The sequence below is a fragment of the Novosphingobium olei genome (assembly GCF_037076535.1).
GTDB classification, from domain to species: domain Bacteria; phylum Pseudomonadota; class Alphaproteobacteria; order Sphingomonadales; family Sphingomonadaceae; genus Novosphingobium; species Novosphingobium olei.
Genome location: NZ_AP029021.1, coordinates 673,112 through 685,310, shown reverse-complemented (window position 1 = coordinate 685,310; position 12,199 = coordinate 673,112). Strand labels below are relative to the sequence as shown.

General features: G+C 66.9%; 14 protein-coding genes. 3 read left to right on the top strand and 11 right to left on the bottom strand.

All coding sequences use genetic code 11. The features are described from left to right. Positions 1–21 precede the first annotated feature (21 nt). Complete coding sequence (locus AACH40_RS03235; protein WP_338644170.1) at positions 22–1,167, top strand: SPOR domain-containing protein; 1,146 nt, start codon at positions 22–24, stop codon at positions 1,165–1,167. A gap of 4 nt (positions 1,168–1,171) precedes the next feature. Continuing rightward, positions 1,172–2,458 carry a DUF418 domain-containing protein gene (locus AACH40_RS03230; protein ID WP_338644169.1) on the top strand — a complete coding sequence of 429 codons (1,287 nt, stop codon included), beginning with the start codon at positions 1,172–1,174 and terminating at the stop codon, positions 2,456–2,458. Here AACH40_RS03230 and AACH40_RS03225 read toward each other — a convergent pair. Next, positions 2,418–3,086: a retropepsin-like aspartic protease family protein gene (locus AACH40_RS03225; protein WP_338644168.1), complete on the bottom strand. Its 669-nt coding sequence runs from the start codon at positions 3,084–3,086 to the stop codon at positions 2,418–2,420. The genes AACH40_RS03230 and AACH40_RS03225 overlap by 41 nt on opposite strands. A gap of 105 nt (positions 3,087–3,191) precedes the next feature. Between AACH40_RS03225 and AACH40_RS03220 the strand changes: the two genes are divergently transcribed. Further along, entirely contained in the window at positions 3,192–3,908 is a 717-nt protein-coding gene (locus AACH40_RS03220; RefSeq protein WP_338644167.1) for a L,D-transpeptidase family protein, read from the top strand. Positions 3,909–3,911: 3 nt separating this feature from the next. Here AACH40_RS03220 and AACH40_RS03215 read toward each other — a convergent pair whose 3' ends face one another. From AACH40_RS03215 to AACH40_RS03170, 10 genes are all read right to left on the bottom strand, one after another. Next, positions 3,912–4,694, bottom strand: a complete 783-nt coding sequence (locus tag AACH40_RS03215; RefSeq protein WP_338644166.1) for an SDR family oxidoreductase — start codon at positions 4,692–4,694, stop codon at positions 3,912–3,914. Further along, a complete protein-coding gene (locus tag AACH40_RS03210) occupies positions 4,691–5,665 on the bottom strand; it encodes an NAD(P)H-dependent flavin oxidoreductase (RefSeq protein ID WP_169492242.1) in 975 nt (324 codons plus the stop codon). The genes AACH40_RS03215 and AACH40_RS03210 overlap by 4 nt, the downstream gene beginning before the upstream one ends. A 90-nt stretch (positions 5,666–5,755) precedes the next feature. Next, entirely contained in the window at positions 5,756–6,487 is a 732-nt protein-coding gene (locus AACH40_RS03205) for a sigma-70 family RNA polymerase sigma factor (RefSeq protein ID WP_338644165.1), read from the bottom strand. Further along, positions 6,484–8,592, bottom strand: a complete 2,109-nt coding sequence (locus AACH40_RS03200) for a flagellar biosynthesis protein FlhA (protein WP_338644164.1) — start codon at positions 8,590–8,592, stop codon at positions 6,484–6,486. The genes AACH40_RS03205 and AACH40_RS03200 overlap by 4 nt, the downstream gene beginning before the upstream one ends. 3 nt (positions 8,593–8,595) lie before the next feature. Then, entirely contained in the window at positions 8,596–9,510 is a 915-nt protein-coding gene (locus tag AACH40_RS03195; protein ID WP_338644163.1) for a lytic transglycosylase domain-containing protein, read from the bottom strand. Positions 9,511–9,604: 94 nt separating this feature from the next. Next, positions 9,605–9,982, bottom strand: coding sequence for a flagellar protein FlgN (locus AACH40_RS03190; RefSeq protein ID WP_338644161.1), 378 nt, complete (start codon positions 9,980–9,982; stop codon positions 9,605–9,607). Further along, positions 9,982–10,266 (bottom strand): flagellar biosynthesis anti-sigma factor FlgM, encoded by a 285-nt coding sequence (flgM, locus tag AACH40_RS03185; protein ID WP_169492238.1) that lies wholly within the window; start codon positions 10,264–10,266, stop codon positions 9,982–9,984. The genes AACH40_RS03190 and flgM overlap by 1 nt, the downstream gene beginning before the upstream one ends. A 97-nt stretch (positions 10,267–10,363) precedes the next feature. Further along, a complete protein-coding gene (locus tag AACH40_RS03180) occupies positions 10,364–10,882 on the bottom strand; it encodes a flagella basal body P-ring formation protein FlgA (protein WP_338644159.1) in 519 nt (172 codons plus the stop codon). Between the two features lie 53 nt (positions 10,883–10,935). Then, positions 10,936–11,361: a hypothetical protein gene (locus AACH40_RS03175; protein ID WP_169492237.1), complete on the bottom strand. Its 426-nt coding sequence runs from the start codon at positions 11,359–11,361 to the stop codon at positions 10,936–10,938. 3 nt (positions 11,362–11,364) lie between these two features. Further along, positions 11,365–12,129, bottom strand: a complete 765-nt coding sequence (locus AACH40_RS03170) for a MotA/TolQ/ExbB proton channel family protein (protein WP_338644158.1) — start codon at positions 12,127–12,129, stop codon at positions 11,365–11,367. Between the last annotated feature and the right edge of the window lie 70 nt (positions 12,130–12,199).

Sequence of the window (12,199 nt, the reverse complement as noted above, 5' to 3'; positions counted from 1 at the left end):
GACAAGGGAAAGCCTCGATCCATGCGCCGACCGGTCATCATTCTCGCCCTGCCGGCCATGCTGCTGGCCGCGCCTGCATTTGCCGACGTCCGTGCCGGAGTCGAGGCCTGGACCAAGGGCGATTACGCGCGTGCCGTCAAGGAATGGCAGGGCCCGGCGGCCAAGGGCGATCCGGACGCGCAGTTCGACATGGCGCAGGCCTACAAGCTGGGGCGCGGAGTCGCACCCGATCTCGCCAAGGCCGAGCAGTTCTACCGCGCCGCGGCCGAACAGGGCCATGCCCGCGCGGCGGACAACTATGGCCTTCTGGTGTTCCAGGCAGGTCGCCAAAAGGACGCGATGCCCTGGCTTGAACAATCGGCCGAACGGGGCGAGCCGAGAGCGCAATACCTGGTCGGGGTGGCGGCCTTCAACGGCGACTTCGCACCTCGCGACTGGGTCCGTGCTTATGCTTTGCTGACGCGCGCGGCGGCGAGCGGCCTGCCGCAGGCGCTGTCGGGCCTTGCGACGATGAACCAGACGATCCCGCTCGACCAGCGCCAGCGCGGCATCGCGCTAGCCGGCGAATTGCAGCAGCGCGAAGAGCGCGCCCGCGCCACCCAGCTTGGCGGCGCCGACCTGGGCACGGCGAGAGGCCTTGCCGTGCAGGAAGCTGCCGCCGCCGCCCAAATCCAGCCGCAGCCCCAACCGCAACTCCAGCCTCCGTCGCCGCCCACCCCTGCGCCCGTGCCGCCACGGCCAGTGCGCGTGGTCGGACAGGCAGCAGGCGTGCCGGCTTACGAAAGCGATCCGACCCGCCCCGTCAGCGCAGGCGCCGACTATGCCGGCGCGGTCACGCTTCCGCCGCGGTCTTCGCGCGGCCCCAAGCCCGCAACGGCTCCTGCCAGCGCCACTTCCACGCCATCTGCCCCGTCTTCGACAAGGCCAATTCCGGCCGCGGGTCCGTGGCGCGTCCAGTTGGGCGCCTTCGCCACAAAGGCCAACGCCGATGCGTTGTGGGCCAAGGCGCGGCTGCGGCCGGAAATCGCCGGCCACGCCCGCATCGACCTTTCGGCGCAAGGCATCACGCGCCTGCAGGCCGGCGGCTATGCCAGCGAAGCCGACGCGACGCGCGCCTGTGGCGGGCTGAAGGCGGCGGGCATCACCTGCCTCGTCACGAAACCCTGAGCGCTTGACCGCGCCATCCGCGTCTCTTCACGCGACGCCCCCCGCCGGGACTGACCGGATCGAAGCACTAGACTTCGTCCGCGGTGTCGCCATCCTCGGCATCCTGGCAATCAACGTGACGGGTTTCTGGGGCCCCACGCTGGCCACGTTCAGCCCGCGCATCGGCCAGTCGGATGCCGCCGGCACTGCATGGTTCGCATTCGCCTTCGTGGTGTTCGAAGGCAAGATGCGCGTCCTGTTCACGTTGCTGTTCGGCGCCAGCCTCGCCCTGTTCTGCGACATGGTCGGGCGGCGGGGCTTGCAGCCCGAATGGATGCAGGCGAGGCGCCTCTTCTGGCTCGCCCTTGCCGGATACCTGCACTATCTGCTGCTGTGGTGGGGTGACATCCTGTTTCCCTATGCACTGTGCGGCTTCGGGGCGCTGGCGCTGCGCCGTCTTGCGCCGACCACGCTCGCAGCGCTGGGCCTTGCCATCTATTTCATGAGCCACGGCGTCGGCGCGATCGGCGAATTGCAGGGGATTGCGGCGGAGCAGCGCGTGCTTGCCGGTCAGGCGGGCGCGGCCGACATGGCGGATCAGGCCGGCATGATGGTCCGAATTGCCGCGTCTGTGACGGCTGATCTCAGGATCTTGCATGCAGGATTTTTCGAGGCGATCCGCCTGCGCCTGAAAACTGCACCCTTCCTGCCATTCGAAACGCTGCTGGCAACGGTGACCGAAACCTTCCCGCTGATGCTGGTGGGCATGGCGCTGCAGATGAGCGGCTTCTTCGCGGGTGCGTGGCCGGCCAAGGCCATGCGCCGCCTCGCGATCCTGGGGACCGGTACTGGCGCAGCGATGACGCTGGCATTGCTCGGCTGGCTGTGGCGCCACGGCTTTCCGCCCCGCGCCATGTTCGCGGCGCTGGGCAACCTGTCGGCCCTGCCCCACCTGCTGATGGCGATGGGCTATGCCGCCTTGCTGATGCTGATCTGGCCGCGTGTCGAAACGGCGGCGTTCGCGCGGCGGATCATGCTTGCGGGCCGCTGCGCGTTCACCAACTACCTCGGCACGACGGTGCTGATGTCCGCGCTGTTCGCCGGATGGGGGCTTGACCTTTCGCGATCTTTGCCAAGGGGCGCCCTGCCCGCCTTCGTTCTACTGGGCTGGCTGGCGATGCTCGCCTGGCCGCGCTGGTGGCTTGCGCGTTACCGGCAGGGGCCGCTCGAAGCGGTGTGGCGCCGGCTCACCTGGCTAGGAGTTGGCCCGGTCAGTCCTGAACCGAAGCCGCCTGTGCATGACGCGGCGTAAGTACCAGCACGCCGTCCTCTACGCGCCAGCCCTTGAGCCGCGAGAGGAAGTTCATGCCAAGGACGTTGAGGCCGCCGGTCGATCCGGTGACGATCGCGTCCATGTCGCGCGCGACGATCGAGCCGAAGCGCACTTCGCCGATCCGCGCCATCTGCGCCTGCGTCGACCCGTTCGCGGTGCGGACGATAACCGGCAAGCGCAGCGGATCGGGGCGAATGTCCGCCGCCCGGGCGACTTCGGTGGATATCGCCGTCAGGGTCGCGCCCGTGTCGACCATGAAGCGCTGCGGCGTGCCGTTGACCCGCGCCTCGATCCAGTAATGTCCGTCAGCCGACAGGGGCACGCGCGTTTCTCCGCCCGATACGGTCTGGGCGGGCATGGCAAGGTTCGCGCTCAGGGAATCGAACGCCGGATCCAGCCGGATGAAGCGCATCGCCGCCAGCGCGAACACGCCCAGCAGCAGCATGTTGCCGCTAAAGCGCAGGAAGCCGCCGAGCCGGGGCGATACCCGGCCCAGGCCCGCTGCCAGCATGCTCAAGGCAATGGCCGCAAAGACACCAAGCAGAAGGGGTGGCGCACTGTCGAGGTAGCGCTCGAACATGCGCCAGAACGAGGTCACCTGTTCCATCGACGCACACATGCCATGGCGATCATTGCGCTGGCCTGAAGGGACTCGTCGCCATCACATCCATTATGGTATTGCCGCCGCGAAAAGGAAGATAAGCCCGCCGTCATGCGCAAGTCCGGACCGTTCGATTTCCTGAGCCGCAACCCGCTGGTCCTGCCTGTGGCCGGCGTGATCGCGGTGCTTGGCGGGCTGCTGTTCTGGCAGGCAGGCGGTGACGTGGTGGACATCGCCAGCGCGAAGCTGCGCCACCGGATCGGATCGATCGAGGTCAGTGCCGCCGCACCGTCGTCGGCCGCGCCTACCATCGCTTCGCCAGCACCGCTCAAGCCCCTGCCCGATGGGCCGTTCGTGGTCAGGTCGATCCTCAAGATCGACGGCCCGATCAAATACGGGCAGTTCTACTGGGACGAAAGCAAGGGACCGTCCGGGCCGACAGTCATCACCGTCGACCTTGCCGCGCGCACCCTGTCGGTATTCCGTGACGGGCACGAGATCGGCGCGACGGCCATCCTCAAGGGCTATGGCGACAAGCCCACCCCGCTCGGCGTCTTCCCGATCATGGAGAAGGACGCCGACCACGTTTCGAACATTTACGATGCGCCAATGCCGTACATGCTGCGCATGACGAACGATGGCGTGTCGATCCACGGCGCAAATGTGCGCAAGGGCTATGCCACCAACGGCTGCGTCGGCGTGCCGGAGGAATTCGCCAGGCGGCTGTTCGCAGTCACCAAGGTCGGTGACAGGATCATCGTTACCGATGGCAAGCGGATCGGGGTCGGCGATCCCATCATGGTCGCCGCCCCCGGGTCCAAGTCCTGACGATCAGCGCGGCGCCATGCGGATCGCGCCGTCGAGGCGGATGGCCTGCCCATTGAAGTAGGAATTGCGCACCAGTTCCATCGCCAGGCTGGCGTATTCCTCGGGCTTGCCCAGACGCTTCGGGAAGGGGACCGAAGCGTTGAGGCTTTCCTTCACGTTCTCTGGCAGGCGGCCGAGCAGTGGAGTGCCGAAAATGCCGGGCATGATCGAATTGACGCGGATGCCCAGGTCCATCAGGTCACGCGCCATCGGCAGGACAAGGCCATTAACGCCTGCCTTGAGCGAACCGTAGGCAACCTGCCCGATCTGGGCATCCTGCGCAGCGACCGATGCCGTGAGCGTGATCACCCCGCGCTCGCCATCTTCGAGCGGCTCGAGGCTGGCCATGCCCAGCGCCGAGAGCGATGCGACGCGGTAGCTGGCGATCAGGATACCCTCGGCCGCGAAGGCATAGTCTTCGGTCGAAAGACGGACGAATTCGCCGGTCTCACGGTTGCGGCTGATCGTCTTGCCCTTACGGCTGGCCATTGCGCAGTGAACGGTGATCCGCTCCTGCCCGTGGGCGGCACGCGCCTTGGCAAAGCCGGCCACGACCGACTCCTCGCTCATGATGTCGACCTTGCAGAAAAGGCCGCCGATCGCGTTGGCGACTTCCTCGCCCGCCTCTTCGTTAAGGTCGAAGATCGCCACCTTAACGCCGGCAGCGCCAAGCGCTTCGGCCGTCGCGCGTCCGAGGCCCGATGCGCCGCCGGTGACGACGGCGCTGGTGGTTGCGTCGATCTTCATGCCAGGAACCCGGCGAGGCGCTGCTTCAGGATGCCTTCGGCCTCGGCCATGATCCGGTCGATCAGGACCTGGCAGGTCGGAATGTCGTGGATCAGGCCTTGGATCATGCCAGCGGTCCAGATGCCATGATCAGGATCGCCGTTTTCGAGCCCTTCCTTGCCGCGCTTCCCGTTGACGAGATGGGCAATGGCTTCGAATGGCTGGCCAGACCGTTCGATGGCGACGGCTTCCACCGCAACCTTGTTCTTCGCGACGCGGGCGGTGTTGTGATAGCTGCGGAACATCAGCTCGGTGGCGCGCTCGTCGTTATCGACCATCGCCTGCTTGATGCCCTGGTGGATGGGCGCTTCGACGGTGGCACAGAAGCGTGTGCCCATGTTGATGCCCTCGGCGCCCAGCGCGAGCGCCGCGACGAGCCCGCGACCGTCGCCGAAGCCGCCGCTGGCGAGCATCGGAATCTTGACCTTGTCTGCGGCCGCAGGGATCAGGATCAGGCCCGGGATATCGTCTTCGCCCGGGTGGCCGGCGCATTCGAAGCCGTCGATCGAGATCGCGTCGACACCCATGCGTTCAGCCGACAGTGCGTGGCGGACCGCGGTGCACTTGTGGATCACCTTGATCCCGTGCTCCTTGAAGTGATCGACGTGCTCCTGTGGCTTGTAGCCAGCCGTCTCGACGATCTTGATTCCGGAATCGATTATCGCCTGGCGATATTCGGCATAGGGCGGCGGATTGATCGAGGGCAGGATGGTGAGGTTCACACCGAACGGCTTGTCGGTCAGCGTGCGGCAGCGATCGATCTCCGCGCGCAGCGCATCGGGGGTCGGCTGGGTAAGCGCGGTGATGATGCCAAGGCCGCCCGCATTCGACACGGCAGCGGCAAGATCGGCGGTGCCGACCCACATCATGCCGCCCTGCACGATCGGGTGCTCGATGCCGAGCATTTCGGTGATACGGGTCTTGATTGCCATGTCCCTCTCCAGGAAAGTTGTTTAATCGAACGATTAAACAGAAAAGAGGGACCTGTGCAAGCCGCTAAATCGGTCTGTCGTTGCGGGGCATCACAACACCTCGAACCCGTCGCCCAGTGCAGAGCGCAGCTTGTCGAGCGCCTGAGCCTTGAGCTGGTGCACTCGCGGTACCGACACCTGCAGCACCTCGGCGATTTCGGCAAGGTTCAGTTCCTCGACGAAATAGAGCTGGATGATCATCATCAGCCGCTCCGGCAGCGTTGCGATCGCTTCGGCAATCTGCTCGCGCATTTCGGCATCGGCCAGCAGCGCGAAGCTGTCGGGCCGGTCGTCGGCGAAGGCACTGTCGCTATCCGAATAGGCATCGTCGATGGCTTCGAAGCGCACCGGCTCGGCCGCAGCGCGCAGGTCGGCAAGATCGGCGCCTGAAACGCCCAGCTCTGCCGCAAGTTCAAGCTCGGTGGGTTCGCGCCCCAGCCTGGTCTGCAACGCAGCTGTCGCATCGCGCAACGTGCGCCGTCGGTCTGCTGCCGATCGCGACAGCGGATTGGCCCGGCGGACAAGGTCGACCATGGCCCCACGGACACGGAGCTTGGCATAGGCGGCAAAGCCGTCCTCGGTCGGACCGGCGTGCTTCTGCGCGCATTCGGTCAGCGCGACGAGCCCGGCCTGGACCAAGTCGTCAAGCTCCATCCCGGCACGCCCCGATCCGTGCACATGCCAGGCAAGGCGGCGGACCATGGGAAGGAAGCGACGGATGCGGTCGGCCGTGTCGTCGCGATAGGCGCGCGCGGCGGCGAAACTGCGGTGATCGTAGTTCATGCGGCAAGTCCCTGAGCGGTGGGAGCAGGCAAGGAGGGCGGCGCCGGCGCTTCGCCGATGACCGAGACGACCTCGATCGGCTGCGTCGGCGGCAATTCGGAGATCGAGATGACAAGGCATCCCGGCGCCCGCAGGCGCAGCAGCGCGGCCAGCGCGCGCCGTGCGCGTGGCTGGACGATAAGCGCCATGGGCGGCGCGGCAGGGCCACGTTCCGCAACGATGTCGGCCACGCGTTCGCCGATGGCACGCGCCAGATCGGGCTCGATCACCGGCTGGCCGGTCACGGGATCGTGCATGCCGTTGACGATCATCTGTTCGAGCCCGGCTTCGAGCGTCAGCACCGGCAGCCGTTGCGTGGGTGGGCAGATCCGCGCGACGATCATCGAGCCGAGCTCTGCGCGGACGATATCGATCATGCGTTCGTGCTCAGTGGATTGCTGCACGGCCTGCCCGATCGCCGACAGGATCGGCAGCGGGTGGGCGACGCTGATGCCGTCCTCGAGCAGCGCGTGGAACAGGCGGGTCAGCGCGCCGAGCGACAGCGGATTGGGATGGATCGTTTCGACCAGGCCAGCGCTGCGTTCACGCACGCCTTCGATGATCGAACGCACCTCGTCAGGGCCGAGCAGCATGTGCGGCCGCTCGCCCAGCAACTGGTTGAGGTGGGTCGCAACGACCGTGCTGGCATCGACCGTGAGGAAACCCTCGGCGATCGCCTGATCGCGCTGCGCGGGTTCGATCCACAGCGCGGGACAACCGAAGCTCGGATCGCGCGTGGGCTCGCCCATCAGGTCGTGATCGCGCCGCGCCTCGCCCGCATCGATCGCCAGCACCCGGTCTGCCCGGATCGCGGCATTGCCGAGCAGGACTCCACCCAGCAGGATGCGATAGTCGCCCGGCGGCAGTTCGAGCGAATCGCGCACCCGGAACTGCGGGACGACGAAGCCGAACGCCTGGCTCAACTGCTTGCGCACGCCGGTGATGCGCGCGACGAGCGGTGCGCCACGGCGCTCGTCGACGAGATGGACGAGGCCATAGCCCAGCTCGATGGTGACGAGCGTGTGGTCGCTGACATCCTCGAGCGTGATCCGCGAAGGATCGGGCGGCGGCAGGACTTCAACCACGGGCGCCTGGCGCGAACGCTCCTCGCGCTTCTTCAGGCTCCACCACAGCCAACCGGCAAGGCCGGCCGCGGGCAGGAAGACCGTCTGCGGCATCGCCGGGATCGCGCCGATCGCGCCCAGGATCACGGCGACTGGCAGCCAGGTGCGCGGACTGGCGAACTGCCCGCCGATCTGGCCAGACAGGTCGCGCGTGTCGGTCACGCGCGTGACGATGACGGCGGCAGCAATCGAAAGCAGCAGCGACGGCACCTGCGCCACCAGCGCATCCCCCACGGCAAGCGTGATGTAGCGTTGCGCGGAATCGCCCGCGGAAAGACCGTGGCTGAGCATGCCGAGGCAGAAGCCGGCGATGATGTTGACGCCAAGGATTAGCAGGGCAGCGACCGCATCGCCCTTCACGAACTTGCTCGCACCGTCCATCGAGCCGTAGAAATCGGCCTCGGTCGAAACTTCGCGACGGCGGTTCTTGGCTTCGTCCGCGGTGCACAGGCCGGCGGCAAGATCGGCGTCGATCGCCATCTGTTTGCCGGGCAAGGCATCGAGCGTGAAGCGCGCGGACACTTCCGAAACGCGCCCGGCGCCGCGGGTGACGACGACCATGTTGATGATCATCAGGATCAGGAAGACGAACAGCCCGACCGCGAAATTGCCGCCGATCAGGAACGCGCCGAAGCTTTCGATTACGTGGCCGGCGGCTGCTCCGCCTTCATGGCCGTGGACCAGCACGACGCGGGTCGAGGCGACGTTGAGCGAGAGGCGCAGCAACGTTGCGAACAGCAGCACGCTCGGGAAGGACGAGAAGTCGAGCGGCTTTTCCGCGTTCATCGCTGCCATCAGGATCGCGACCGAAAGCGCGATGTTGAGCACGAAGAACACGTCGAGCAGAAACGAAGGGATCGGCACGATCATCAGCACGATGAGCGTAAGAATCCCGGCCGGAAGCGCCAAAGCGCCCGGACTTGAACCGAAGCGTTTCAGCATGCGTCAGAGCCCGAAGGCGCGCAGGCGGCCATAGGCGGCGCGTACATGCTGCGGAGCTGCGCCGCCCTCGGCGATACCGAACGTTTCGCGCAAGGTATCGGCCATCGTGGCAGAAGCGAGGGCCGTGCCCGTGGGCATGGCGGCGGCGACGGCATGATATTCGCGCGCCACGTCCCCGCCCCAGGTCGGCGCTTCGGCGCCCGTGCGGGTAAGTGGAACCGGCAGGTAGTCGAGCGTCGGCGTCGGGCGGTAGGCGGCATCGCCATAGGCAAGAGTGCCGGCCCCCGGCAAAGTGCTGCCGACACCGGGCATCGCCGCCTCCAGCCGTCCGCGCACCAGGTCCATTACTTCGCCCACGCTGCGCGCACCGCCTGCGCCAAAGAATATCGCGCGGTTGGCTGCGGCAGCCTTGGGCAGGATCGCGGCGGCGGATTGCGAGGGGTCCGAATCGAGCGCGGAAAGGAAGCGCACCGCGCCTTCCGAGCCGAGGAAGTGCGCCATGTAGAGTTCGGCGCTGTCCGGTTCGCGGCCAAGATTTGTGCCGAGGTAGGCGCGATTGTCGTTGGCCAGTTCGCCGGCCATGAGCGCAGCAACTTGCGGATCGGAGCGCAGCGCCATCAATTGCGAACGGACCTGCGGATCGCGGACGGCGCCGCTCTGGATCGCGTCGGATGCCCAGCCCATGCCATGGTCGGCGCCGTGGTTGCCCAAGGTGCGAAGCCAGGTCGCATCGGTGAATTGGTATAGGCCACTGGCGCTGGAGGTTCGTGCCTGCGCCGAGGGATCGAGGCCGGATTCAAGCTTGGCCTGGGCAAGCAGATAACTGAAATCTACGCCCGTGGCTTCGGCGGCGCGCGCGATCGCGGCGTGGACTTCGCCGGACCTTCCCGCGCCCGGCAGTGACTGGACTGAACTCACGCACTTCCCTTTCCATCGCGCCCTGCGGGGCACACGAAAGGGGATCAGCAAGGGCCGTGCCAAACTGTGGCCCTTGCCGGAATGCGGCTTGCGCTCAGCGCGCGCGACCGATCCGCGCGGGCGCGGCATGGGCGCGATACAGCGCGGGCTGACCCGTCATGGCGTCAAGCCGCTGCGCCACGTTCGCCGCAATAAGGTTGCGAACGCGGCGGTTTGCCTCGTTCAGGCGCCGCGCAGCATCAAGCAATCCGCGGCATTCCTCGTCGACCATCGCCATGGCTGCGGTGTCGAGACGCCCGCAGAGCGCGTTCTTGCCCACCGCGCAGCCCATGATCGCATCGACGTCCAGGCCTGCAAGCGCGTGCCTTTCGTCTTCGAGCACGGCAAGCATCTGCCGCAACGTGTCGCGAAGCTCCACGGGGTCCACAATGGGTTCGCGGGCAATCTCGTGCGCGGCAAGCGACATGGCCATTACTGCGGGCTCCTCAACAACATTCCGGCGGCAATCATCGCGTCGGCGATCCTGGTGGGGATGACCGGGTAGCGGCCTTCGTCGATGGCCTTGCGGATCGTGGCGACCCGCTCGGAATCGATCGGTGCGGCACCGCCCTTGACGGCATCGCTGGTTTCGATCTTCGGCGCGGCGCTTGCAGGCGTCGAAGTCTTGGTCGTCTCTACCTGACCGGTGTCGGCACAGATGGTTTTCACCTGAACCGCGCCAACCGGGCGCGACGGTCCGATTTCAATGGGTGGCATGGTCCCGCTCCTCGGCGTTGTTACATTGCAGAGAACGACGTTGCGCGGCCCGTTTTAAGCCGGAGCGGCGATTTTTTGCCGACCGGCGGCAAAAGCCTTATTCTACAGGCAGTTCGACAAGGCCGGGGCGCACGATCTTGGCCCGCATCGAGTCCGCCTTGGCACTCGTGCGAACACGTATCCAGGCACCCACCGGCCCTGCGTCGAGCGCTTCTCCCGGTTGCGACACGGAAAAGCCGTCCCCCGTGGCGGCAATGGTCACGGCATCGCCCTTGGCCACCGCGGGGCCTGCATCGGATTGTGCCTGGCCCGTCACAGCCACGAAGATCCGCCAACCTCGCGGATCGGGACACTGCACCACCACGCTGTCATGCGCGGCGCTCCGCCAGCTCAGGGCGAACGGAGCGGAACACGGCAGCAGCCGCAGCCGGCGATCGACCGGCAATTGCGCGCCGCCCGGCACACCGATCGGCAAACCGGTAAATTCGGACACGGCCCGGTCGATCGCCGCGGGATCGACGAAACCCGCAGCCGTTGCCGGTGCGGCCAGCAGCAGGCCGGCGAGTGGGGCGACAAGGGTCAGGGTGCGGCGGCTGAACATGAACTGTCTCGGCAAGCTGTTGATCTTGCGATGAGTGTAGCAATTTTCGTGCCACAGGCTCGCAGCCATCATCGCGTCGCCGGATCGGCATCGTAGCCCAGCGTGACGGTGGCCCCTGCCCCGTCGCGCCCGCTCGGCTCGACCACGACCCGGGCATGGGGCTCGAGCGGGCCAAGCTGGGCGACAAGCCGTTGAGCGTGGTCCAGTGCACGCCGCGCATCGCCGGTTTCGCGCACCAGCACCGTCGCCCGCAGCCGTGGATCGGCGCCTTCCTGCGTTATCCATTGCGCAAGGGCTGGCATCCCGGGCGCTTCACGCCACACGCCGACCGGCTCCCCTTGCGGCGATGCGGTCATCACCTTTGGGGCTGGCGGAGGAAGCGGCGGCTTTGCGGCAGGCGCCGCCGCTGGATCGGACAGCGCAGAGGCCGTCACCATGAACAGGATCAGCGACAGGTCCGCAAGGATGGTCTGCCAGGTGAGCGACGGGCGCAAGGGTCAGGCTGCCTCGTCCACGATGCTGGTTTCGCTTGGCAAGGGCGCATCGGCAGACGCCGCAGCGGGCCCCGCCGCGGCTGGAGCCGTTGACGCCGCCGGCTCGCCACGCGTTCTGGCCGGAGCGCGCGTGGCGGCGACTTGCGTCGGCAGGGCGGGCGCGAGTTGCCAGGAAAGCCAGTCGATCACCTCCTGCCGTGCCGCTTCTTCTGCTTCGGCCTGGCGCTCAACGGCGCGGGCCAGCGGGGCGAACACGATGTTGGCGATCAGCACGCCATAAAGCGTGGTCAGCACGGCAAGCGAGATGGCACCGGACAGCGCCGCCCGGGCAACGCCTTCGGCGGGCAGCTGGCTCAGTGAAACGAGCGTTCCGGCAAGGCCGAACACGGGGCCGAGATCGGCTGCCTGAAACAAAGTCCGCGCCGCAGCGGTTGCCGCGGTGCGCCTTCGCTGGCGGTGCTGCTCATGGCGTTCGATCAGGGCCTCGATCGATCGGGAACGGATCAGGGCGTCGGTCGCCTCGTCAAAGGCGGCATCGCCAACATGGCGGAAGCGCGCGCGCAGCACGCCGTCCTGACGGATTTGGGCGACCTGCCCTGCAAGATCCGCCCGCACCTTGTCGGCATGGAACGTCGGGCGCGCCAGCCGGCCGAGGGCGACGAGCGTCGTGCGGCAATCACCGATCCCGCAGCGCAGGACCGTGGCAAGCAGGGTGCCGCCGCCGACAACCAGCGCGGCGGACGTATTGATAAGATGGGCAAGCTCCATGGCGCGCTCGTTCCTCCTCCCCAACGAGAACGGCACGGCGGAAGACAAATTCAGGTCCCGCCCTGATTTT